Annotated in this window: 22 protein-coding genes; 7 read left to right on the plus strand and 15 right to left on the minus strand. The window is 67.8% G+C overall.

Going from position 1 to position 24526, the window contains the following annotated elements; all coding sequences use genetic code 11:
• Positions 1–8 precede the first annotated feature (8 nt).
• Entirely contained in the window at positions 9–935 is a 927-nt protein-coding gene (locus tag I6I07_RS26150) for an SPFH domain-containing protein (RefSeq protein WP_006394518.1), read from the minus strand.
• Between the two features lie 150 nt (positions 936–1085).
• Positions 1086–1526: an NfeD family protein gene (locus I6I07_RS26155; protein WP_006394517.1), complete on the minus strand. Its 441-nt coding sequence runs from the start codon at positions 1524–1526 to the stop codon at positions 1086–1088.
• 154 nt (positions 1527–1680) lie between these two features.
• Here I6I07_RS26155 and I6I07_RS26160 point away from each other — a divergent pair, with 154 nt between their 5' ends.
• The 6 genes from I6I07_RS26160 to I6I07_RS26185 all read left to right on the plus strand — a co-directional run bounded on the left by I6I07_RS26160 (position 1681) and on the right by I6I07_RS26185 (position 8706).
• A complete protein-coding gene (locus I6I07_RS26160) occupies positions 1681–2418 on the plus strand; it encodes a glutamine amidotransferase (RefSeq protein ID WP_198484314.1) in 738 nt (245 codons plus the stop codon).
• 108 nt (positions 2419–2526) lie between these two features.
• The gene (locus tag I6I07_RS26165) at positions 2527–3369 is read left to right on the plus strand and encodes a bifunctional transcriptional activator/DNA repair enzyme AdaA (protein WP_198484315.1); all 843 of its coding nucleotides are present in this window, start codon (positions 2527–2529) and stop codon (positions 3367–3369) included.
• Between the two features lie 149 nt (positions 3370–3518).
• Entirely contained in the window at positions 3519–4022 is a 504-nt protein-coding gene (locus I6I07_RS26170; RefSeq protein ID WP_198484316.1) for an RNA polymerase sigma factor, read from the plus strand.
• A 3-nt stretch (positions 4023–4025) separates the two neighbouring features.
• Complete coding sequence (locus I6I07_RS26175; protein ID WP_198484317.1) at positions 4026–4940, plus strand: FecR family protein; 915 nt, start codon at positions 4026–4028, stop codon at positions 4938–4940.
• A gap of 132 nt (positions 4941–5072) precedes the next feature.
• The gene (locus I6I07_RS26180) at positions 5073–7532 is read left to right on the plus strand and encodes a TonB-dependent siderophore receptor (RefSeq protein WP_198484318.1); all 2460 of its coding nucleotides are present in this window, start codon (positions 5073–5075) and stop codon (positions 7530–7532) included.
• A 16-nt stretch (positions 7533–7548) separates the two neighbouring features.
• Positions 7549–8706: a PepSY-associated TM helix domain-containing protein gene (locus I6I07_RS26185; protein ID WP_198484319.1), complete on the plus strand. Its 1158-nt coding sequence runs from the start codon at positions 7549–7551 to the stop codon at positions 8704–8706.
• A 95-nt stretch (positions 8707–8801) separates the two neighbouring features.
• Here I6I07_RS26185 and ppsA read toward each other — a convergent pair whose 3' ends face one another.
• A complete protein-coding gene (gene ppsA / locus I6I07_RS26190; RefSeq protein WP_198484320.1) occupies positions 8802–11168 on the minus strand; it encodes a phosphoenolpyruvate synthase in 2367 nt (788 codons plus the stop codon).
• Between the two features lie 191 nt (positions 11169–11359).
• On the opposite strand from ppsA, the gene ppsR reads away from it, so the two are divergent.
• A complete protein-coding gene (ppsR, locus tag I6I07_RS26195; protein ID WP_054431142.1) occupies positions 11360–12187 on the plus strand; it encodes a pyruvate, water dikinase regulatory protein in 828 nt (275 codons plus the stop codon).
• Between the two features lie 95 nt (positions 12188–12282).
• Here ppsR and I6I07_RS26200 read toward each other — a convergent pair whose 3' ends face one another.
• The 12 genes from I6I07_RS26200 to I6I07_RS26255 form a co-directional block, all read right to left on the minus strand.
• On the minus strand, positions 12283–12720 hold the full coding sequence (locus I6I07_RS26200; RefSeq protein WP_232625756.1) for a hypothetical protein: 438 nt from the start codon (positions 12718–12720) through the stop codon (positions 12283–12285).
• A gap of 222 nt (positions 12721–12942) precedes the next feature.
• Positions 12943–13731, minus strand: coding sequence for a TrmH family RNA methyltransferase (locus I6I07_RS26205; protein ID WP_198484321.1), 789 nt, complete (start codon positions 13729–13731; stop codon positions 12943–12945).
• Entirely contained in the window at positions 13728–14336 is a 609-nt protein-coding gene (gene rnhB, locus I6I07_RS26210) for a ribonuclease HII (RefSeq protein WP_198484322.1), read from the minus strand. Before rnhB ends, I6I07_RS26205 begins: the two co-directional genes overlap by 4 nt.
• Entirely contained in the window at positions 14323–15519 is a 1197-nt protein-coding gene (lpxB, locus tag I6I07_RS26215) for a lipid-A-disaccharide synthase (RefSeq protein WP_198484323.1), read from the minus strand. Before lpxB ends, rnhB begins: the two co-directional genes overlap by 14 nt.
• Positions 15516–16310 (minus strand): acyl-ACP--UDP-N-acetylglucosamine O-acyltransferase, encoded by a 795-nt coding sequence (gene lpxA / locus I6I07_RS26220; protein ID WP_198484324.1) that lies wholly within the window; start codon positions 16308–16310, stop codon positions 15516–15518. The genes lpxB and lpxA overlap by 4 nt, the downstream gene beginning before the upstream one ends.
• Entirely contained in the window at positions 16311–16766 is a 456-nt protein-coding gene (gene fabZ / locus I6I07_RS26225; protein WP_006385190.1) for a 3-hydroxyacyl-ACP dehydratase FabZ, read from the minus strand.
• 71 nt (positions 16767–16837) lie between these two features.
• Positions 16838–17935 (minus strand): UDP-3-O-(3-hydroxymyristoyl)glucosamine N-acyltransferase, encoded by a 1098-nt coding sequence (gene lpxD / locus I6I07_RS26230; RefSeq protein WP_198484325.1) that lies wholly within the window; start codon positions 17933–17935, stop codon positions 16838–16840.
• 14 nt (positions 17936–17949) lie between these two features.
• Complete coding sequence (locus tag I6I07_RS26235) at positions 17950–18510, minus strand: OmpH family outer membrane protein (protein WP_035360323.1); 561 nt, start codon at positions 18508–18510, stop codon at positions 17950–17952.
• A 110-nt stretch (positions 18511–18620) separates the two neighbouring features.
• Positions 18621–20966: an outer membrane protein assembly factor BamA gene (gene bamA / locus I6I07_RS26240; RefSeq protein WP_198484326.1), complete on the minus strand. Its 2346-nt coding sequence runs from the start codon at positions 20964–20966 to the stop codon at positions 18621–18623.
• Positions 20967–21019: 53 nt separating this feature from the next.
• Entirely contained in the window at positions 21020–22351 is a 1332-nt protein-coding gene (gene rseP / locus I6I07_RS26245; protein WP_198484327.1) for an RIP metalloprotease RseP, read from the minus strand.
• 70 nt (positions 22352–22421) lie between these two features.
• Positions 22422–23621, minus strand: a complete 1200-nt coding sequence (locus I6I07_RS26250; protein ID WP_198484328.1) for a 1-deoxy-D-xylulose-5-phosphate reductoisomerase — start codon at positions 23619–23621, stop codon at positions 22422–22424.
• Positions 23618–24475, minus strand: a complete 858-nt coding sequence (locus I6I07_RS26255) for a phosphatidate cytidylyltransferase (protein ID WP_198484329.1) — start codon at positions 24473–24475, stop codon at positions 23618–23620. Before I6I07_RS26255 ends, I6I07_RS26250 begins: the two co-directional genes overlap by 4 nt.
• Positions 24476–24526: the final 51 nt, after the last annotated feature.

The following is a 24526-nucleotide window of genomic DNA, read 5'->3' on the forward strand; positions in this document are numbered from 1 at the left end:
CGCGCGGTTCAGCTGTTGCGGGTGGATTTGACGATGGTCATGGCCGAGGCGATCATGCCGCCCACGTCCGCCAGGTTGGCCGGCAGGATCAGCGTATTGCCTTCCTTGGCCACGTTGCCGAAGGCCTCGACGTAACGCTCGGCCACCTTCAGGTTGACGGCTTCCATGCCGCCGGGCTGGCGCACCGCGTCGGCCACTTGCGTAATGGCCTTGGCGGTGGCTTCGGCGATCGCCAGCACCGCCGCGGCCTCGCCCTGGGCCTGGTTGATCTGGGCCTGCTTCTCGCCTTCCGAGCGGGCGATGGCGGCTTCACGTTCGCCGGTGGCGATGTTGATCTGTTCCTGGCGGCGGCCTTCCGAGGCCGCGATCAGCGCGCGCTTTTCACGCTCGGCGGTGATCTGCGCCTGCATCGAGCGCAGGATCTCGTTGGGCGGCGTCAAGTCCTTGATTTCATAGCGCAGCACCTTCACGCCCCAGTTCAGCGCGGCCTCGTCGAGCGACGACACGATGGTGCTGTTGATGGCGTCGCGTTCCTCGAAGGTGCGGTCCAGTTCCATCTTGCCGATCACCGAGCGCAGCGTGGTCTGCGCCAGCTGTGTGATGGCCGAGATGTAGTTGGACGAGCCGTACGAGGCGCGCATCGGGTCGGTCACCTGGAAGTACAGCACGCCGTCCACCTGCAATTGGGTATTGTCGCGCGTGATGCAGACCTGGCTCGGCACGTCCAGCGGGATTTCCTTGAGCGAGTGCTTGTAGGAAACGCGCTCGATGAACGGGATCACGAAGCCGGCGCCCGGCGACAGTACGCGGTCGAACTTGCCCAGCCGCTCGACCACCCAGGCATGCTGCTGGGGGACGATGGCGATCGCCCTGATGACGATCAGGATCGCCAGCGCGACGATGACGAGCAGGACGATGGTGGAGTTATCGATCATGGTGTGGTGCCTCTTCTGGGGTGAATGCGATGACGCGCCTGCCCGCGAAAGTCAGGGCGCCTGCTGCGGCCGGCCCGTCTGCGCGGGTCCGGGTCCTGCCTTGGAACGGGCCGGCGCGCGAAGGCACGAAGCCTTCCACGCCGCCACGCCCTAGCGCGTGGCGCCGGTCGCGTCCCCCTTGGGAGTCAGGACCAGGCGCGTGCCGCGCATTTCGGTGATGATGTGTTCGCCGCCGTGGGCCGGCTGCCCCTCGGCCAGTTCCGCCTGCCAGTGCGCGCCGCGGTACCAGACGCGCGCGGTGCCGTCCTGGCTCCAGGCTTCCACCTTGACGGTCTGGCCGATGTCCAGGTTGACGTCGGCGTTGCGCGAGGCGTCGACCTCGCGCTTTTTCAGGACGCGCGTCTTGCGCAGCACCAGCAGGCCCAGCAGCAGCACGACGCCGCACGCCACCAGCTGCCATTCCAGGCCCGCCAGCAGCCAGGCGGCGACGCCGCCCGCGGCCAATCCCAGCGCCACCAGCAGCAAGTAGAAGGTTCCCGTCGCCAGTTCGCCAATGAGCGCCAGCGCGGCCAGCCCTAACCAAATCCACATAGTTACGTTCGCCTGAAAGGATGAGTCGGTCAGCGGATTGTACGTATTTCCATGACGCCGCGGTGACACCCCCGCCGACCCCGGACAATCGGCTGGATTATGATGTGCGCTGGCTGCAGTCCCCGGCCCCAGCATTTTCCACGCATACACCCCAATGACCGCTGCAATCTCCTCCGCCCGTCCCGTTCTCATCCTGCACACGGGCGACCCGGACGATACGCTCAAAAGCCAGTTCGGCGGCTATGCCGAACAGCTGGCGCGGGCCTCCGGCCTGACGCCGGACGCCCTCGAGGTCGTGGCCGTCCACGCCGGCGAACGCCCGCGCGTGCCAGACCAGTACCGCGCCGCCCTGATCACCGGCTCGCCCGCCATGGTCTCCGACCTGGAACCCTGGAGCGAGGACACCGCCGCCTGGCTGCGCGAGGCCGCCGCGGCCGGCCTGCCGATGTTCGGCATCTGCTACGGCCACCAGCTGCTGGCGCACGCGCTGGGCGGCAAGGTGGGCTACAACCCCGCCGGCCGCGAAGTCGGCACCCAGACGGTCGAGCTGCTGCCCGCCGCCGCCGGCGACAGGCTGCTGGCCGGCCTGCCGCCCACCTTCCCGGCCCAGATGCTGCACGCGCAGACCGTGCTGCAGCTGCCGCCCGGCGCCGCCGTGCTGGCGCGTTCCGACCTGGACCCGCACCAGATGATCCGCATCGGCCGCAACATCTTCTCGACCCAGTTCCACCCCGAATTCGGCCCCGATTTCGTGCGCGCCCATCTGGAACGCTTCGGCCGCCGCTACGCCGCCGAGAATCTCGACGTGCCCGGCCTGTCCGCCAACGTGCGCGCCACCCCGGTGTCGGGCGAGCTGGTGCGCCGCTTCCTGGACGCCTACGCGCCCGCCTGAGGCCCGGCCTGGGGCGCGCCGCCCCGGGCAACAACCGGAGTGCGGCACGGGCCGGCCTTTGAGAACATTGTCGAAAGCGCGCGAACCGGCGCGCCCCTGGAGCCCGACATGACCCACGCCGCCCCCTTGAGCAAACAGCACGCCGCCGCCGTCGAACGCGCCTGCCGGGCGCTGGAGGCCGAGCAGCCGCCCGACCTGAACACGCTGGCCGAACAGGCCGGCATGAGCCGCTTCCACTTCCACCGCATCTTCAAGGCCGCCACCGGCATCACGCCCAAGGCCTACGCCAACGCGCTGCGCGCCGACCGCGCCCGCCAGCAGCTGCGCCAGAGCGCCAGCGTCACCGACGCCATGTACGGCGCCGGCTTCAACTCCAGCGGCCGCTTCTACGAGGCCGCGCCGGCCATCCTGGGCATGACGCCCACCGCCTTCCGCAAGGACGGCGCAGGCGTCGAGATCCGCTTCGCCGTGGGCCAGTGCGCGCTCGGCGCGCTGCTGGTCGCGGCCAGCGACACCGGCATCTGCGAAATCGCGCTGCACGAGGATCCCGAACAGCTGGTGCGCGACCTGCAGGACCGCTTCAAGGCGGCCCGGCTGATCGGCGCCGACCACGAATTCGAGCAATGGATGGCGGCGGTGGTCGGCTTCGTCGAGAACCCGTCGGTGGGCCTGCACCTGCCCCTGGACGTGCGCGGCACCGCCTTCCAGCGCCGCGTCTGGGAGGCGCTGCGCGAGATCCCGGTGGGCACCACGGTCACCTACACCGACGTCGCCGAACGCATCGGCTCGCCGCGTTCGGTGCGCGCGGTGGCGCGGGCCTGCGCCACCAACAACATCGCGCTGGCGATTCCCTGCCACCGCGTGGTGCGCACCGACGGCTCGCTGGCCGGCTACCGCTGGGGCATCGAGCGCAAGCGCGAACTGATCGAACGCGAGGCCAAGGCGGCCTGAAGCAAGCAGCGCGTCATGGCCGCGGGCGCGGCGCAGCCCGCCTCGGCCCGGCATCGCATGCCACGGCAGGGAACCCCGGTATAATTGAGAAACGTTGTCAATCGTATTTGACTGATTCTCACCCGGGCCATTCCGCCCGCCGGCTTTCCATGAACGTGCCCGTTGGCGACATCTCCGCCCTCTACCAAGCCGAAGTGCGGCGCCTGCGCGCCATCGTGCGCCGCATCGTGGGCAGCCAGGGCGCGGCCGAGGATGTCGTGCAACAGGCCTTCACCAACCTGCTGCGCGTGGGCGCCCCGCCCACCCAGGTCAATGCCGGCTATATCACCCGGGCGGCCCACAACCTGGCCCTGAACCACCTGCGCGACGCGCGCAGGCGGGCGCAGATGGAACTGACCGGCCTGGAACTCGAGCACATCCCCGATCCCCGGCCCACGCCGGAAATGATCGTGATGTACCGGCGCGAGCTGGAGCGCCTGCTGCAAGCCATCGCGGCGCTGCCCGAACGCCGGCGCCAGGCTTTCGTGCTCAAGCGCCTCGAGGGCCTGTCCTATGACGAGATCGCCGAGCGCATGGGGACCAGCCGCAATACCGTGATCTCGCAGGTCGTGGCCGCCATGGCGCAACTGGATGCCGCGCTGGAGCCCGCCTGAGCCATGGCCGCCCCCGCCCAGGATCCGGTTTATCTGGCCGCCCTCGAATGGCTCGCGCGGCTGAACGACGAGGACGCCACCGAACAGGATCGCCGCGCGTTCGCCGGCTGGCTGGACGCGGATCCGGCCCACCCCGCCGCCTATGCGCGGGCGCAGGCGCTGTGGAACCGCTTCGACGCGGTCCGTCCCGCCGTCGACCGCATGCACCGGCGCCGCGCCATGCTGGGCGTGCTGGCGGCCGCCTTGACCGTTCCCGCGCTGTATGCGTTGTCGCGCCTGCACCTGCTGGCGGACTATCGCACCGGCATCGGCGAACGGCGCCGCATCGTTCTCGCCGACGGCAGCACGCTGGAACTGGGCAGCGACACCGCCTTGTCGGTCCGTTTCGACAGCCACCAACGCCAATTGACCCTGCATCGCGGCCAGGCCTACTTCCAGGTCGCCGCCGACGCCGCGAGGCGCTTTTCCGTGCGGGCCGGCCAGGGGATCAGCACGGCGCTCGGCACGCAATTCGACGTCAAGCTGCTGGACGACATCGTCACCGTGTCGGTCACCGAGCATGCGGTCGCGGTGCGGCCGCGCCCCGACGCGCCACCCGTTACCCTCGAGGCAGGCTGGCAGATGCGATACGGCGTCTCGGGCGGCGCCGCGCCCACGCGCTTCGACCAGGCGGCCGCGCTGGCCTGGCGCCAGGATCGCCTGGTGTTCAACGACGTGCCGCTGGCCACCGTGCTGGCCGAGCTGCAACGCTACCAGCGCGGCCCCATCTTCCTGATGGACGCGCGCGTCGGCGCCCTGCCGGTCACGGCCGCCTTCCACACGGCGGATCCGCAAGAGGCCCTGCGCGGCCTGGCGGAAACCTTCCCGATCCGGCTGCGCGTCGTGGCGGGCTACGCCACCCTGGTCTACGCGCGCTGACCACCTCAAAACATTTAGTTACCAACTACCCGCCCGCTTCGATCATCAGTTTCCGCGCGCCCGGTGTTTGACAGGGGGAGGACGCGCAATTCGCCGTCGCGATATCGAAACACGAACAAGGGCAAACCGCATATGTCGGCCGCACAACACCATTCCCTACGCCACCGCGCTGGCGCCTCTCTGCACACCGGCCGCCATGGCCTGCGCCGCCTGGCGGCCGCCCTGCTCGCGGCCACCGCCTGGACCGCGGGCCAGCCCGCCGCGCGGGCGCAGGCCGCTCCCGCCGCCACGCACCAACGCTTCGATATCCCCAGCCAGCCGCTGGCAAGCGCCCTGCTGTCCTATACCGCCTCCACGGGCCTGCAACTGGTCATGAGCGGCGACATCGCGCGTGACCGGACCGCCCCCGCACTGCGCGGCAGCTATACCCCCGATGAGGCCTTGACGCGCCTGCTGGCCGGCTCGGGCCTGGGCTGGCGCCACAGCGGCGACACCCTGATCGTGTCGCGGCTGCCCGCCGCCGCGAGCGACGCCACCACGCTCGCCCCCATCCGGGTGCAAGGCGCGAGCGAGACCGCCCGATACGTGGCCGACACCTCCGGCGCCGGCACCAAGACCGACGCCCGGCTGATCGAGACGCCGCAATCCATCTCGGTGGTGACGCGCCAGCAGATGGACGACCAGGCGGTGCAGAACGTGCGCCAGGCGTTGCGCTACACGCCCGGCCTGACCGCCGAATACCGCGGCGCCGGCGGCTCGCGCTACGACACGGTGATCTACCGCGGCTTTGGCGGCGGCATCAACTACGACTACGCCTATCTGGACGGGATGCGCCTGCTGGGCGCGAACTACGCCATCCCGCAGATCGACACCTACAACCTGGAACGCATCGAAGTGCTGCGCGGTCCGTCCTCCGTGCTGTTCGGCCAGGGCACCCCGGGTGGCCTGATCAACCTGGTCAGCAAGAAGCCCACCGCCACGCCGCTGCACGAGATCGAACTGCAAGCGGGCAGCCACAGCTTCGGCCAGGCCGCCTTCGACTTCGGCGGCCCGGTGGACGACGCCGGCAAGGTGCTCTACCGGCTGACCGGCATTGCCCACACCGGCAAGACCCAGATCGACCACCAGAAGGACGAGCGCGTGGCGATCGCGCCCGCGGTCACGTTCCGCCCCAACGCCGACACCTCGCTGACGCTCCTGGCGCAGTACCAGCATGATCCCTATGGCGGCTACTTTGGTTTCCTGCCGGCCGCGGGCACCGTCCAGGACCTGCCCGGCGGCGGCCGCATCGGCCGCCACTTCTTCGACGGGTCGCCGCGTTTCGACGAATTCAAGCGCACGCAGACGGCCCTGGGCTATCTGCTGGATCATCGCATCGACGCGGTCTGGTCGGTGCAGTCCAACCTGCGCTACATGCAGATGAAAACGGACTACAAGAGCGTCTACACCACGGGACTGAACGCCGCCGATCCGGCCAACCCGCTGCTGACGCGCCGCGCCATCGTCAATCACGCCAACATGGACGCCGTGACCGCCGACAACCATGCCCAGGCCCGCTTCAACACGGGGGCCCTCGCGCACACCGCGCTGTTCGGCATCGACTACCAGCGCCTGGGTTATCGCGAAGACCAGGGCATGGGCGCGGCGCCGTCCCTGTCGATCAACCAGCCTGATTACGCCGCCGCCATCGCCACGCCCTCGATCACCGTGCGCAGCAAGCAGACGCTGGACCAGCTCGGCCTGTACGCGCAGGACCAGGTCAAACTGGGCCAATGGACAGTGCTGGGCGGCATCCGCCAGGACTGGGCCGGCAACGACCGGCGCAACCGGATCAACGGCGACACCACCAACCAGTCCGACCGCGCCTTCACCTGGCGCCTGGGCTCGGTCTACGAATTCGACAATGGCGTGGCCCCCTACGTCAGCTATTCGCGTTCGTTCCAGCCGGTGGCCGACGCCGACGCCCAGGGCAATCTGTTCAAACCCACCAAGGGCGAGCAATACGAGGCCGGCATCAAGTACCAGCCGCCCGGCCAGGACGCGTTCATCAGCGCCGCGGTCTACCAGCTCACCCAGAGCAACGTGCTCACGACCGATCCGGCCAACACCAACTACAGCATCCAGACGGGCGAGGTGCGCTCGCGCGGCCTGGAACTGGAGGGCAAGGCCAGCCTGACGCGCAACCTGGATCTGCTGGCGTCCTACACCCTGATGGACAACGTCAACACGCGCAGCACCACCGCGCAGGGCAAGCACCCTACCTACGTCTCGCGCCACAGCGCCAACGCCTGGGCCAACTACACCTTCCACGGCGGCGCGCTGGCCGGCCTGAGCCTGGGCGGCGGCGTGCGCTACGTCGGCAGCAGCTATGCCAACGCCGACAACACGCTGAAGGTATCGCCCTTCACGGTGGTGGATGCCGCGGTGCGCTACGACCTGGGGCAAGCCATCCCTTCGCTCAAGGGCCTCACCGCCGCCATCAACGCCAGCAACCTGTTCGATCGCGAATACGTGTCGGCGTGCGCCACCGCGACCAAGTGCTTCTACGGCGCCGGACGCACCGTCATCGGCACCCTGACCTACCGTTGGTAAGCGTGGCGGCCCCGGCATGAGCACCGACGCCCCGCCTCGCCTGCGCACCTGGCGATGGCTCCATACGTGGTCCAGCCTGGCATGCACGCTGTTCCTGCTGATGCTGTGCCTGACCGGGCTGCCGCTGATCTTCCATGACGAGATCGACGCCTGGTTCGACACCCCCGCCAGTGTTCCGCCCGCGCGGCAGGCGGCCGCGCCACGGGACGTGGATGCCATGGCCGCGCAGGTGCGCGAGCAATACCCGCGCCGTGACATCCGCTTCATCGTCTGGCTGGATGAACCTCACCAGTACCGTTTCGGGCTGAGCCCCGGCGCGCCCGGCCAGAGGCCCTTCGCGCTGGTCGATGCGCGCGGCCCCGTGATCACCGGCGAGGCCTGGAGCGAAAAAGACTGGCGCCATGGCGGGCCGATGGCCCTGTTGTTGCGGCTGCATACCGACATGCTGCTGGGCATGCCGGGCAGCCTGATCCTGGCCGTCATGGGCGCGCTGCTGCTGGTATCGCTGGTTTCCGGTGTGGCGCTGTACGGCGGCTTCATGCGCAAGACGCCGTTCGGCACCGTGCGCAAGCGGCGTTCGCGGCTGCTGCGCATGCTGGACCTGCACAATCTGCTGGGCATGGTGCTGCTGGTCTGGTTGGCCGTGGTCGGACTGAGCGGCGCGATCAACACCCTCGATTCCTTCGTCTTTGGCGCCTGGCGCACGCACGCGGCCAGCCGGCAGTTGGCCGCCCCGCCGCCCGGTCCGCCGGTCGCCCGGCCGCTGCAGGCCGCCGTCGACCTGGCCCGGCGCACGCTGCCGGCTCGCGACGTCAGCTTCCTGGCGCTGCCCGGTTCGCTGTTCTCGTCCGACGGCGCCTGTACCGTCTTCATGCAGGGCCGCACGCCGCTGACGCGGCACCTGCTGCAACCGGTCGTGGTGCGCATCGCCGACGGCGCGCTGCTCGACGCGGATCCGCCGCCCTGGTACATGTGGCTGCTGGAAGGTTCGCGGCCGCTGCATTTCGGCAACTACGCCGGCCTGCCGCTCAAGCTGATCTGGGCCTTGCTGGACCTGGCGACCATCGCCGTGCTGGTCACGGGGCTCTACCTGTATCTGCCCAGGCGGCGCCGGCCAGGCCGGCCGCAGCCCGGCGAGACGCGCCGCGGCGCGCCCGCCGCACCACGAAGCTAGACGCGGCAGACAACGGCTGGCAGGCCGCGAAGCCGCCCCAAGAAAAAACCCCCGCTTCTTTCGAATGCGGGGGTTTGCGTCACAACGCGGGCGACTTACTGCTTCGCCAGGCGCTGCCAGGTGTCGACCACCGTGTCCGGGTTCAGCGACATCGACAGGATGCCTTCATCCTTGAGCCACTGCGCGAAATCCGGGTGATCGCTGGGGCCCTGGCCGCAGATGCCGACGTACTTGTTGGCCGCCAGGCAAGCCTTGATCGCGCGGCGCAGCATGAACTTGACGGCCTCGTCGCGTTCGTCGAAATCGGCCGCCAGCAGTTCCATGCCGGAGTCGCGGTCCAGGCCCAGGGTCAGCTGGGTCATGTCGTTCGAACCGATCGAGAAGCCGTCGAAGTACTGCAGGAACTCGTCGGCCAGGATGGCGTTGGAGGGCACTTCGCACATCATGATCAGCTTCAGGCCGTTCTCGCCGCGCGCCAGGCCGTGCTTGGCGAGCAGGTTGACCACCTTTTCCGCCTGGCCCAGGGTGCGCACGAACGGCACCATGATCTCGACGTTGGTCAGGCCCATGTCATCGCGCACCTTCTTGAGCGCTTCGCATTCCATGCGGAAGCACTCGGCGAAGTCGTCGGCGATGTAGCGCGAGGCGCCGCGGAAGCCCAGCATCGGGTTCTCTTCCTCGGGCTCGTAGCGCGAACCGCCGACCAGCTTGCGGTACTCGTTGGACTTGAAGTCCGACATGCGCACGATCACGGGCTTCGGGTAGAAGGCCGCCGCGATGGTGGCCACGCCTTCGGCCATCTTCTCGACGAAGAAGGCGCGCGGGCTGGCATGGCCGCGGGCGGCCGATTCCACGGCCTTCTTCAGCTCGCCATCAACGTTCGGGTAGTCCAGCACCGCCTTCGGGTGGATGCCGATGTTGTTGTTGATGATGAATTCCAGGCGTGCCAGGCCGACGCCGCCGTTGGGGATCTGGGCGAAGTCGAACGCCAGCTGGGGGTTGCCCACGTTCATCATGATCTTCAGGTCGATGGCGGGCATTTCGCCGCGGCGCACTTCCTCGACCTCGGTCTCGATCAGGCCGTCATAGATGCGGCCTTCGTCGCCCTCGGCGCACGACACGGTCACGGCCTGGCCTTCCTTGAGCAGGTCGGTGGCGTTGCCGCAACCCACCACGGCCGGAATGCCGAGCTCGCGCGCGATGATGGCCGCGTGGCAGGTACGGCCGCCACGGTTGGTCACGATCGCCGAAGCGCGCTTCATGACGGGTTCCCAGTTGGGATCGGTCATGTCGGTGACCAGCACGTCGCCGGGCTGGACCTTGTCCATGTCGGAGATGTCGCCGACCACGCGCACCGGACCCGAACCGATCTTCTGGCCAATGGCGCGGCCGGTGATCAGGACCTGGCCGGTGGCCTTCAGGCGGTAGCGCTGCTGCACGTCGTTGACGCCCTGCTGCGACTTCACCGTTTCCGGGCGCGCCTGCAGGATGTAGATCTTGCCGTCGACGCCGTCGCGGCCCCACTCGATGTCCATCGGACGGCCGTAGTGCTTCTCGATGATGACGGCGTAGCGCGCCAGTTCGTTGACCTCGTCATCGGTCAGCGAGTAGCGGTTGCGCTCGGACACCGGCACGTCGACCGTGCGCACGGCGCGGCCTTCCGGACGCTCGGGGTCGAATTCCATCTTGATCAACTTGGAGCCGATGCGGCGGCCGACGATCGGGAAATGACCCTGGGCCAGCGTGGGCTTGAAGACGTAGAACTCGTCGGGGTTGACGGCGCCCTGCACCACGGTTTCGCCCAGGCCGTACGACGAGGTGATGAACACCACATCCTGGAAGCCCGATTCGGTGTCGATGGTGAACATCACGCCGGCGCTGCCCTTGTCCGAACGCACCATGCGCTGGATGCCGGCCGACAGGGCCACATCGGCGTGGGCATAGCCCTTGTGCACGCGGTAGGAGATGGCGCGGTCGTTGTAGAGCGAGGCGAACACGTGGCGGATCTTGTCCAGCACGTCATCGATGCCGACGACGTTCAGGAAGGTTTCCTGCTGGCCGGCGAACGAGGCGTCGGGCAGGTCTTCGGCCGTGGCCGACGAGCGCACGGCGAACGAGCCCTTGCCATCAGCGTCGAGCTTGGCGAAGGCGTCGCGGATCTGGGCTTCGAATTCGGCCGAGAACGGGGCCTCGACGATCCATTGGCGGATCTGCGCGCCGGCGTTGGCCAGCTCGCGCACGTCTTCGGGGTTCAGCGTGGTCAGGCGTTCGGCGATGCGCTTGTCCAGGCCGGAGGCCTGGAGGAAGTCGCGGAAGGCGTCAGCGGTCGTGGCAAAGCCGCCCGGCACGCGGACACCCGCGCCAGACAGCTGGCTGATCATTTCGCCTAGTGATGCGTTCTTGCCTCCTACCGAGTCCACGTCCGTCATGCGGAGCTGCTCGAACAAAACAACATACGACATTGAAGTCACCTTTTACAATGGAATGAAAGCGAGTTTGGTCAATGCAGATTCGACGCCGGCTACCGCCGGGAATTCGTCGATCCGCCTGCGCTGACCAAACTGGCCTTGGACCGCCCTTGGGGTGACTTATAGGGGCCTGATTGTACTCGGAGGAGCACATCCGGCCATCCGCCTGGTTGGAATTTTTACATATGACATCTACCCCGATCGTACGCACGGTATACATCGTTTCCGACAGCACCGGCATCACCGCGGAAACCTTCAGCCAGTCGGTGCTTTCCCAGTTCGAGCAAGTCGATTTCAAGCCCGTGCGGCTGCCGTTTGTCGACACGCTCGAAAAAGCCGCTGAAGTGGCCATGCGCATCGACCGCAGCGCCCTCGAAGCCGGCGTGCCGCCGATTGTCTTCAGCACCCTGGTCAATCCCGACATCCTGGCCCGTGTTCGCCAGGCGAACGGGATTTTCCTGGACCTGTTCGGCACTTTCGTCAGCCATATCGAGCAGGCGCTGGGGCTGAAATCCAGCCACTCCATCGGCCGCTCGCACATGCAGGCCAATTCGGAAAAGTACCGCAACCGGATCGACGCCATCAATTTCAGCCTGGCGCACGACGACGGCCAGTTCGTCAACCAGCTGGACCAGGCCGACGTCATCCTGGTGGGCGTGTCGCGCTGCGGCAAGACCCCGACCAGCCTGTACCTGGCCATGCAGTACGCCATCAAGGCCGCCAACTTCCCCCTGACGCCCGATGATTTCGAGCGCGGCACCCTGCCCTCGACCATCGCCCCGCACCGCGCCAAGCTGTTCGGCCTGTCGATCCAGCCCGAGCGCCTGTCCGAGGTGCGCAACGAACGCCGCCCCAACAGCCGCTACGCGCAGCTGGAGCAGTGCCGCTATGAAGTGGCCGAGGCCGAGCGCATGATGCGCCGCGAGGGCATTTCGTGGCTGTCCACCACCACCAAGTCGATCGAGGAGATCTCGACTACGGTGCTGCAGGAAGTCGGCCTGGATCGCGGCTGAGCAGCTGCCGGCCCGGGCGGGCTTCGCCGGGGCCGGTGGAACGCGCCAGGATCAACGCGTCGCACAGCCGGCGCCTGCCGGCTGCGCAAAGTCCGTCACTGCCGCACGGCCCCGGGCAGGACGACCGGGCGCGACAGCTCGATGTAACTGCTGTCGACGGGCAGGTAGAACCCCACCAGCTTGCCGGACGAGGCCACCAGATAGGCGTCAGTCCGGTGGGGCAAGGCGATCGAGAACGGGCCGCCCAGCGGCCGGAACACGTCGCCCTGCACGATGGCGCCGGCCCGCCGCCATTGCGAGCCGGAAGGCAGCGTCACGGCGGCGTCATTGGGCAGCTTGGCCACCACCTCGCGCGACAGCTGCAGCCGGCCGGCCGATTCGGTCATGTCGACCGGCACCAGGCTGACCCGTTGCGGCTTGCCCGAGGCGCATCCGCCCAGCGCCAGCGCGCACAGGCAGGCGGCAAGCAACAACTGGCAGCGCGCACGCGTGGCGTGGCGTGGCTGGGAATGAGCGACCGGCAATGGCGCCATGGAACACCTTGGGAGCGGCAAAGCGTCGAGTATATGCCGGCCCGGCGCGCGCGACGCGTTGCCCGTCGCGCGCCGCGGCCACCACTCGAAGCACAGGATTGCATCGGCCGCATCGAGGCCATGGACGAGCCACTGCGGCCGGACATGGCCGGTCGTCTCTCAGACGGAATCAGGCGGACATCGGCAATCGATCCCGACAGGGATCCAGACACGCACCGAGGATCAGCGCGCCGCGCCCGCCAGCGCCTGGCGGCGCTGCTCGAACAGGCAGATGGCGGCGGCGGCGCCCACATTGAGCGACTCCACCGCGGCCATGTCATGGGGAATGCGCAGCTTGAGCCGCGCCGCCGCCAGCAACTCGGCGGCCACGCCCTGGCCCTCATGGCCGAAGACCCAGGCGCAGCGCTCGGGCAGGCGCCCGGCATACAGGTCCTGGGCGCCTTCCAGCGCGGTCGCCACCAGCGGCACGCCCAGGGTCGGCAACAGCGCCGGCAGGTCCACGTGCTCGTGGATCGCCAGCGCGAAATGCGCGCCCTGGCCGCTGCGCAGCACCTTGGGCGACCACGCGGCGGCGGTGCCGGTGGCCAGGAACACGCGCTTGACGCCGGCCGCCGCGCAGGTGCGCAGCAAGGTGCCGACATTGCCCGGATCCTGGATGCGGTCGAACAGCACGCAATTCTCGTCCACCGCCTCGGGCAGGGACGGCAGCGGCGGCGTCACCACGAAGGCCACGCCCTGCCCGCTTTCGACGCTGGCCAGCGCCTGCATCAGGCGGGCGTCCAGCGCCAGGCAGCGGGCATCCGGCACGGCCGCCGCCAGCGCCGCGATATCGGGCTGCGACAGTCGCTCGACATCGAAGATGGCCTGGTCCGGCGCGCCATGATGCTGCAGCCACGCCTGGCACAGGTGCACGCCGTCCAGCAGCACGGGCGCGCCGCGCTTGCCGGCGGTGCCCGCCAGCTTGACGAGCGCCTTGACCGCGGGATTGTCGCGGGAACTGATGTGTTTCATGAAACCAGGCCGAAGGCCTTGATGGGCGCGAAACTGCGGCGATGCTCGGCGCAGGGGCCGTGTTCGCGCAGCATCTGCAGGTGCAGCGCGGTGCCGTAGCCCTTGTGCTGGTCGAAGGCGTATTGCGGATAGAGCGTATGCAAACGCAGCAGATCGGCGTCGCGCGCGGTCTTGGCCAGGATCGACGCGGCGGAGATGGCCGGCACCAGGGCGTCGCCCTTGATCACCGTCTGCACCGTGCAACCCAGCTTGGGCGCCTGGTTGCCGTCCACCAGCGCCAACTGGGGCGCCAGCGACAGGCCCTCGACGGCGCGGCGCATCGCCAGCAAGGTGGCGCGCAGGATGTTCAGGCTGTCGATCTCGGCGACGCTGGCGCTGGCCACGCACCAGGCCAGCGCATGCGCCTGGATCTCGAGCGCCAGCGCCTCGCGCGTGGCGGCCTTCAGCACCTTGGAATCGGCCAGGCCATCGATGGTCCGGGCCGGATTCAGGATCACGGCGGCCGCGTACACGGCGCCCGCCAGCGGACCCCGGCCGGCTTCGTCGACGCCGGCCGTCACCAATGCCGGCTGCGCCGGCGCGGCAAACAGGTCAGGCTGCTCCACCGGCCACCTCCAGGATCGCCTGGGCGGCGAGCGCCGGCGTATCGCGCAGCAGCTCCTGGTGCAGGGCCGTGAAGCGCGCCTCGATGCGCGCCGCCAGGGCTTCGTCGGTCAACGCCGTCCAGGTGGCCTCGGCCAGCTTCTCCGGCGTGGCGTCGTCCTGCAGCAGCTCGGGCACCGCGAAGTCGCGCAGCAGCACGTTGGGCAACCCCACCCACGGCAGATAGGGCCGTTCCTGCCCGGACTTCCAGGCCATGATGCGACGCATCAGCGGCGACAGCACGTAGGAAATCACCATGGGCCGCTTGTACAGCGCGGTTTCCAGGGTGGCGGTGCCACTGGCCACCAGCACCGCGGTGCTGGCTTCCATCACCGACCACGCCACCGGGGCCTGGCGATCGCCATCGGCGCCATGCAGGTCCTGCGCGGTGACGCAGCGCAGCCCCGGCACCGGGTACTTGGCCAGGATCGCCTGGAATTCGGCGCGGCGCTGGTCGTTGACCATGGGCACCACGCACTGCAGCGCCGGATCGCGCTTCTGCAGCATTTGCGCGGCTTGCAGGAAGCGCGGCGCCAGCAGGCGGATTTCGGACGAACGGCTACCCGGCAGGATCGCCAGCACGCGCGCGTCCTGGTCGATGCCGAGTCGCGCGCGCGCGGCGGCGCGGTCTGGCTGCATCGGCACGGCGCCGGCCAGCGGGTGGCCGACATAGGTCACCGGAATGCCTTCCTTGCGGTAGATCTCTTCCTCGAACGGGAACAGCACCAGCATGTGCGACACCGATTCGCGGATCTTGTGGATGCGGTCGTAGCGCCAGGCCCAGATCGAGGGGCCGACGAAATGGACGGTCGGCATGCCGGCCTGGCGCAACTGGTGCTCCAGGCGCAGGTTGAAGTCGGGCGCATCGATGCCGACGAACACCGACGGCGGCTCGGCCAGCCAGCGGCGCGAGACGTCGCGATAGGTGCGCAACAGGCTGGGCAGGCGCTTGAGCGCATCGACATAGCCGAACACCGTCAGCGCATGCATCGGGTGCCAGGTGTCGAAATCGCGCGCCTCCATCTGCGGGCCGCCAATGCCTTCGCACAGCACGCCCGGGGCGCGCTGCTGCAGACCGGCAATGATGCGGCCGGCCAGCAGATCGCCCGAAGGCTCGCCGGCCACCATGCCGATCCGCATGTTCATGGACGGATGATGCCGCGGGACGAGACGTCGAGGAAATCCAGCAGCGTCTGCAGGTGCTCGGCGACTTCGGGCTCGGCCTGCTGGCGGGCGCGCAGTTCGGCGCGCGCGTCGTCCAGCGACAGGCCGCGGCGGTAGATGATCTTGTAGGCGTCGCGCAGCGCCGACACCTGGGCCGGCGTGAAACCGCGGCGCTTCAGGCCCTCGACGTTGACGCCGACCGGACGGCACGGGTTGCCCGCGGCCAGCACGAACGGCGGCGTGTCCTGCATCAACGAGCTATTGCCGCCCGTCATGCTGTGGGCGCCGATGCGCGAGAACTGGTGCACGCCGGTCAGGCCGCCGACGATGGCCCAGTCGCCGACGTGGACGTGGCCGCCCAGCTGCACCGAGTTGGCCAGGATGGTGTGGCTGCCGACATGGCAATCATGCGCCACGTGCACGTAGGCCATGATCCAGTTGTCGTCGCCCAGCGTGGTGGCGCCGCCATCCTGCACCGTGCCGGTGTTCAGCGTGACGAACTCGCGCACCGTGTTGCGGTCGCCGACCACCAGGCGGGTCGGCTCGCCGTTGTACTTCTTGTCCTGCGGCATGCCGCCGATCGAGCAGTACCGGTAGAACCGGTTGTCGCGCCCGATGGTGGTCACGCCATCGACCATGCAATACGGGCCGAGCTCGGTGCCGGCGCCGATCGTCACATCGGGTCCCACGACGCAGAACGCGCCGATGACCGCGCTGGGGTCGATTTTCGCCGCCGGATCGACGACGGCGGTAGGATGGATGTTTCCTGCCATTTACTCTTCCAGGCTACGGATCGCGCACATGAGCTTGGCCGACGCCACTTCCTGTCCGTCGACGGTGGCGCGCGCTTGGTATTTACAGATGCTGCGGCTCAGGCGCTCGGCTTCGACCTCGATGCGCAACTGGTCGCCCGGCACCACCGGACGGCGGAAACGCGCGCCATCGATGCCGACCAGGTAGTAGGCCGTCTTGGCGCCTTCGCACTTCAGGCCGCCGTTCTCGTCGGTGAACGAGAACAACGCCGAAGCCTGGGCCATCGCTTCCACGATGAGCACGCCCGGCATCACCGGATGGTGGGGAAAGTGGCCGTTGAAAAACGGTTCATTGATCGAGACGTTCTTGATGGCGACGATGGATTTGCCGGGCACCATTTCGACGACACGATCAATCAGCAGCATCGGGTAACGATGCGGCAGCCTCTCCATGATCCCCTTGATGTCGAGTTCCATTTTTCTGTGAATTCCTGCGTAATGAATTAAATCTGTCGGCGCCGCAAGCGCCAGGGCGGCATGGCGGCGCCCTAGTCTTTTTCCAGCGTCCGCAAGCGGCGGCGCAATTGCGCCAACTGTTGTATCACGGCGGCGTTGCGCTGCCATTCGCCATGTTCCGCATACGGGTACACCCCGGTATAGCGGCCAGGCTTGGAAATGTTGGACGTCACCGCGGTGCCGCCCGAAATGTGTACATCGTCAGCCAGCGTCAGGTGCCCCGACAGCATGGCCGCGCCGCCGATGGTGCAGCGCTCGCCGATGCTGGTGGACCCCGCCACGCCGACGCACGCCGCGATCGCGGTGTAGGCGCCGATACGGCAGTTGTGGGCCACCATGATCTGGTTGTCGAGCTTGACGCCGTTGCCCACGACGGTGTCTTCGAGCGCGCCGCGGTCGATGGTCGTATTGGCCCCGATTTCGACGTCGTCGCCCACCGACACCCCGCCCAGCTGGGGAATCTTGCCCCAGGCGCCCTTGCCCAGCGACGGATCCGGCGCGAAACCGAAGCCGTCGGCGCCAAGCACCGCGCCGCTGTGGATGATGGCGCGCGCGCCGATCTTCACGCCTTCGTACAGCGTGACGTGCGCATGCAGGCGGCTATCGGGGCCGATCGAGGATCCGACGCCGATGACACAGCTGGCGCCCAGCACGCTGCCACGGCCGATGCTCGCACCCGATTCGATCACGCAATTCGGACCGATACGCACGTCTTCCTCGATGTGCGCGTCAGGCGCGACCACGGCCGAGGGATGCGTGGACGCAGGCTGGGCCGGACGCCGGGCGGCATCGAACCACTGCGCCACGCGGGCGTACAGCAGATAGGGATGCTTGCAGACGACCAGTGTGAAGCGCGGCCGGTCGGCGCCGGCGGCTTCCAGCGCCTCGGCCACGTCGGCCGAGACGATCACCGCCCCCGCCTGGGTGGCGGCGAGCTGGCTCTGGTACTTGGGATTGGCCAGGAAACTGATTTCCTGGCCGCTGGCCGAAGCCAGGGTACCGATGCCACAGACCCGCAAGGGGTCTGCGCCAGCGGGCGCGCTGATGCGCCAGTCCATGCCCTGGGTATTGGCGGCGCTCAACAGCGCTTCGAGCGTCGGCGCGCGGGCAAGATCCAGTAGAACCGGCATACGGCGACTGCAGCTTACTTGCCCAGGCTCTGGATCACCTTGTCGGTGATGTCGATGCGCGGGTTGACCGTGACGGCGTCCTGGATGATCAGGTCGTAGTTTTCCTGTTCAGCGATGCGCTTGATGGCCTCGTTGGCCTTCGTCACGATGCTGGAAAACTCTTCGTTGCGGCGGCGGTTGAAGTCTTCCTGGAATTCGCGGCGCTTGCGCTGCAGGTCGGTATCCAGGTTCGACAGCTCGCGCTGGCGCTTGACGCGGTCGGACTCGGACAGCACGGGCGCGTCCTTGTCGAATTTCTCGGCTTGCGAACGCAGGCTGGTGTTCAGACGCTGCAGTTCGTCGTCACGCTTCTTGAATTCGGCTTCGATCTTGCTTTGCGCCGTCTTGGCCGGGCCGGACTCACGCAAGATCCGCTCGGTATTGACGAAGCCGATCTTGGTGTTTTGAGCCTGAGCGGGCACCGCCGCGACGGAACCGAGAATGAGCGCACCCACCAGGGCAATGGAGCCGCCCAACTTGCCACGACGATTAACGCGCGGCGAATTCGATGATTTAAGTGCGAAGTCAGACATCATGAAAATCTCACCTTCCAGTAAGGCAAAGCCAAAGTATGTATTGTGCCACTAAACGGCAAGGGAGCCGGACCAGGGGGTCCCTCCCTTGTTTTCAAGCGTAACGCCAGTGCTTAGAACCCGGTCCCGATCTGGAACTGGAAGCTCTGCTTGTCGTCGCCCGGCTTGGCATTGAGCGGACGCGCGTACGACAGTTGCAGCGGGCCCATCGGCGACTGCCACGACAGGCCGATACCGGCCGAGAAACGCCAGCCGCACGGATCGTCGACCTCGCTGCCCGGCTTGCCGTTGGTGCAAGACAGGCCGCTGCCCGCGCCCACCTGGCCCGCGTCGCTGAAGATGAACCAGCGCAGCGTGCGGTCCTTGGACGCGCCCGGGAACGGCAGGTACAGCTGGGCGTTCGCCACGATGCGGCGCGAACCACCCAGGTAGTCGCCCGTGACCGGGTCGCGCGGACCCAGCGACGAACCTTCGTAGCCGCGCACCGTGCCGATACCACCGGCGTACACGTCCTTGATGATCGGGTAGTCCTTGCCGCCGTAGCTCTGGCCCCAGTCGACCATGCCGTTCAGCGCCAGGGTGTACGAGCCGCCCAGCGGGATGAAGTACTGCTGCTGGCCGGTGAGCATGTAGTACTTCAGGTCGACCGTCGAGAAGTCGCTCTTCAAGCGGGTGTACGAACCCTTGGTCGGCGCCAGGGCGCTGTCGCGGGTGTCGTTGGACCAGCCGGCGGTGAAGATCACCGAGTTGGTCGCATCGCCGTACTGGTCGACGAAGTTGCGGTAGGCCAGCGGCGAATTCGAGAACAGATCGATCTGGTTGCGCTCGAGGTTGGCGCCCAGGAAGATCCGGTCGTATTCGGAGATCGGCACGCCGAAGTTCATGCCCAGGCCCATGGACTTGACGCGGTAGTCGCCGTCGTTGTTGTTCCAGGGCTCGGTCACGCGGTAGTACGCCGACGTGGTGCGGCTGATGCCGTCCTTGGTCCAGTACGGGTCGGTGTGCGACAGCACCACGGCGCGGTTGGATTTGCTGGTGTTCAACTGCAGCGTCAGGTTGGTGCCGCTGCCGAACACGTTGTCTTCGCTGATACCGGCCGACAGGATCGCTTTTTCAGACGAACCGTAGCCCACGCCCAGGTTGATCATGCCGGTGGGCTTTTCCTTCACGTCGACGTTGACGTCGACCTGGTCGGGCGAACCCGGCACCGGATCGGTCTTGACGTTGACGTCGCTGAAGTAGCCCAGGCGGTCGACGCGGTCGCGCGAGGTCTTGATGTCCTTGGCGTCGTACCAGGCGGCTTCCTGCTGGCGCATTTCGCGGCGCACGACTTCGTCGCGCGTGCGGGTGTTGCCGCCGATCTGGATGCGGCGCACGTACACGCGGCGGCTCGGATCGACGTAGAACGTCAGGTCGGCCTCGTGCTTGGCGCGGTCCAGCTGCGGGTTCGGGTTGACGTTGGCGAACGCGTAGCCCAGTTCACCCAGGTAGTCGGTGATCGCCTTGGCCGAATCGTTGGCCTTGGCCGCCGAGAAGGTCTCGTCCGGCTTGATCTTGACGAGGTCGTTGATTTCCTTGTCCAGGCCGATCAGGTTGCCGGCCAGCTTGACGCTGCGCACCTTGTACGGCTCGCCTTCATGGACCGTGATGGTGATGCGGATGTCCTTGCGGTCGGGCGAGATCGTGACCTGGGGCGGCTCGACGGTGAATTCGAGGTAGCCGCGGTCCAGGTAGAACGAGCGCAGGCGCTCGAGGTCGCCCTCGAGCTTTTCGCGCGAGTACTTGTCGGTGTCGGTGTACCAGGTCAGCCAGCCCGGCGTGGTCAGCTTGAATTCGTCGAGCAGGTCGCTTTCAGAGAAGGCCTTGTTGCCGACGAAGCGGATTTCCTGGATGCGGGCGACCGAGCCTTCGAACACGTCGAAGCTCACGCCAACGCGGTTGCGCGGCAGCGGCGTGACGGTGGAGGTGACCTCGACGCCGTACTTGCCCTTGGACAGATACTGCTGCTTGAGTTCGTATTCGGCGCGCTCGAGCATCGAGCGGTCGAAAATGCGGCCCTCGGCGAAACCCACCTGCCCCAGCGACTTGGTGATGGCCTTGGAATCGAATTCGCGCATGCCGTTGAAATTCACGGATGCAATCGTCGGACGTTCCTGGACCACCACGACCACGACATTATTGTCGGTCTGGATCTGCACGTCGGTGAAAAACCCCGTGCCGTACAGGCGGCGCACGGCCTCGGTGGCTTCTTCCTCGGTGAATTTCTCACCGACCTTGACGGGCAGATAACCGAACACGGTGCCCGCGTCGGTTCGCTGGATCCCCTCTACGCGGATATCCCGCACGACAAAAGGGTCGAAGGCGTGAGCCATGCCTGGCAGCAGCAATGCGGCGATCAGACTCGGCACTATGCCCGGCAGTACACCCTTTTTGTGATGAAACATCCGGCGAAAAGACATCCTTGAGTATCCTCGGTCGTGCAAATGGCGGGGGATTTTATGCTAATTGGCGCTTAAGTGAACAAGCGCGTGAAATCATTGAACAACGCAAGCCCCATCAGGCTTGCCAATAAACCAATGCCTGCGCGCTGTCCGATATCGATCCACCGTGCGGGCGGCGGACTGCCCCGCACAATTTCGACGAGATAGTACAGCAGATGGCCACCATCCAGCATAGGAATGGGAAGCAAATTTAGTACGCCCAGGCTGATACTGATCAACGCGATATAGGCGATATACGCAACAATGCCGATCCGGGCGGTCTGGCCGGCATAATCGGCGATCGTGACCGGGCCGCTGACGTTGCGCCAGGAAACGTCGCCCGTGACCATGCGGCCCATCATGCGCAGCGAAAACAGGGCGGTGTCCCAGGTGCGGACGGCGCCGCGCCAGAGGCTGTCGAAGACGCCATAGCGCACCGTCACCGTGGCCACGTCGCCGCCCAGCTGGACGCCGAGTCGGCCGACGACCTGGCCATTGACCGTTTCGGCGCGCGGCGTGGCATTCAGGGTGATCTGGGCGCCGTCGCGCACCAGCGTCAGCGCCAGCGCCTTGCCCGCGCTTTCCTGGATCTGCTGGACGAGCTTGCCGGTATCCGGGGTGGGCTGGCCATTGACGGCCACGATCAGGTCGCCCGGGCGCAGGCCGGCCGCCTGCCCTTCGCCGCCGTCGTTGACGACGCGCACGGCGGGCTTGGGCCGGACCAGGCTGATGCCGGCGGCCAGCAGCGGATCGCCGCCGGCCGGGTCCATGGCATTGGCCGGCAGGGTCACTTCGCGCTGCTGCGAGCCGCCGCCGGGCGTGGCGACTTCGATCTGGGTACGGCCGCCAGTGGCCATCACGTCCATCAGGCGCCAGCGGGCGTCGGGCCAGGACACGACTTCCTGGCCGTCGATGGACAGGATGCGGTCGCCCGCGGCCAGGCCGGCGCGCGCGGCGGGCGTCCCGGCCTCGGGCTGGGCGACGACGGCCACCGGTTCTTCGGTGCCCGCCATGTTCAGGCCGGCATACAGGAAGACCGCGAGGATGAGATTGAAAATGGGACCAGCGGCAACGATGGCGATGCGCTTGCCGACGGATTTGTTGTTGAAGGCGCCCGCCGCTTCGGCCGGGCTGGCGCCGACCGGGGCATCGTCCTGCATCTTGACGTAGCCGCCCAGCGGCAAGGCCGACAGGGCCCATTCGGTGCCATGGCGGTCGGTACGGCGCAGGACCACCTTGCCGAAGCCGACGGAGAAGCGCAGCACCTTGACGCCGCACAGCCGCGCCACCCAATAGTGCCCCAACTCATGGAAAATGATCAGGGAGCCAAGCGCGACGGCAAAGGCCAGCAGGGTGAAAAGCATCAGGGTCAGGAAATCAAGGAATCAACGCAGGGGATGAACGGCGCACGGTGCGGGAACGGTCCGTGCGCCATCACGCCAGGCCGAGATTGCCGGCGTAAACGCGCGCGGCGGCATCCAGCGCCAGCACATCGTCAAGACTGTTGAGCGTAACAGATGATTGCCCCCCCTGCCACTCCAGGGTCGCCTCGATAACCCGCGGTATCCAGGTATACCCCAGGCGGCCCGCCAGGAAGGCTTCCACCGCCACCTCGTTGGCGGCGTTCAGGGCGATGCACGCGCCCTGCCCGGCCCGCAGCGCCGCGAACGCCAGCGCCAGGCACGGGAATCGCGCCAGGTCCGGCTTTTCGAAGTCGAGCCGGCCCAGGCGGGTCAGGTCCAATGGCCCCACGCCGCTGTCCAGGCGTTCGGGAAAGCCCAGGCCGTAGGAGATCGGCGTGCGCATGTCGGGCTGGCCCAGCTGCGCCAGGATCGACCCGTCGTCATATTCGACCATGGAGTGGATCACGCTCTGCGGATGCACCACGACCTCGATGCGGTCGGCCGGCATGGCGAACAGCCAGTGCGCCTCGATCACCTCCAGGCCCTTGTTCAGCATGGTGGCGGAATCGACCGAGATCTTGCGGCCCATGCTCCAGTTCGGGTGGGCGCAGGCCTGGGCCGGCGTCACCTCGTGCAGGTCTTCCAGGTCGCGGCCGCGGAACGGGCCGCCGGAGGCGGTCAGCAGCAGCCGGCGCACGCCCGGCGCCGGCGCATCCGGCGCCCCGGCCCGGCCGCCATGCGGCAGGCACTGGAAAATCGCATTGTGTTCGCTGTCGATCGGCAGCAATTCGGCGCCGTTGTCGCGAATTGCCTGCATGAACAGGGAACCTGCGGCGACCAGGGCTTCCTTGTTGGCCAGCAAGACCCGCTTGCCGGCGCGCGCCGCCGCCAGGGCCGCGGGCAGGCCGGCAGCGCCGACGATGGCCGCCATGACCGCATCGCACTGCGCGTCGGCCGCCGTGTCGGCCAGGGCCCGCGCGCCGACCCGGATATCCGGCGCGGCCTGGCCGGCCGGCCAGGCCGCCAAGAACTTGTCACGCGCCTTGCCGTCGGGCACCACCACCACCGCGGCTTGGCTGGCCAGCGCCTGCTCGGCCAGCCGCTCCATGCGGCTGTAGGCGGACAGGGCATACACCGCCAGGCGGTCCGGATGGCGCGCGATCACGTCCAGCGTGCTCTCGCCAATCGAGCCGGTCGATCCCAGCACCACGACGCGTTGAAAAGCCGTCAAAACAACACTCCAGACAAGATTAGCGCCAACGGCGCGACCGGCAGGATCGCGTCGATACGGTCATAGACCCCGCCGTGGCCCGGCAGCAGCGCGCTGGAATCCTTGCGGCCCGCGCGGCGCTTGAGCAACGACTCGAACAGGTCGCCGATGATGGACAGCACGCCCAGCAGCGCGGCGATCGGCAGCGCCAGCCAGAACGACCAGTGCGCCACCAGCGCGTGGCCGAAGGTGCCGTCCCACAAGCTCGACAGGCCGATCCAGATGACCGCGCCCAGCACGCCGGCGACCGCGCCGGCCACCGTCTTGCCGGGGCTGACCCGCGGCGCCAGTTTACGCTTCCCGAACGCGCGGCCGGCGAAATAGGCGGCGATATCGGCGACCCACACCAGGGCCAGCAGCGACACCACGAAGGCGGCGCCGCGCGCCATGAACATCTGCGCCAGCACCGCCCAGGCGGTGAACGCGGCGGGCACCGAAAACAGCGACCACGCCAGGCTCGCCGGCGCGGCGTCCGAACGGCCGCGCACGACCGCGGCGGTGGCGCCGAACAGCCAGACCACGGCGACCAGCGGCGCGGCGTAGCGCAGGATCCAGGACGGATCCGCGATGCCATCGCGCTGGCCCGACAGCCAGGCCGACGCCAGGGCCAGCATGGCCGCGAACAACAGGATGGGAATGCCCGCGGCGATCACGGGCGAAGGCGGTTGCGGCAGCGTCAGGCGCAGCCACTCCCAATTGGCGCAGGCAGCCGCCAGCGCCAGCAGCGCCACGAACCACCAGGGATTGGCGCTCATCATCGCGGCCGCCAGGACGGCGAGCAGGACGATGGCGGTAACGATACGCTGGCCCAACATGGTGACGATCTCCTCGGGTCGGCCCACAGCCGCCGCGCGCGGGGCGCGGCG

The sequence above is a fragment of the Achromobacter deleyi genome, assembly GCF_016127315.1.
Lineage (GTDB): Bacteria > Pseudomonadota > Gammaproteobacteria > Burkholderiales > Burkholderiaceae_B > Achromobacter > Achromobacter insuavis_A.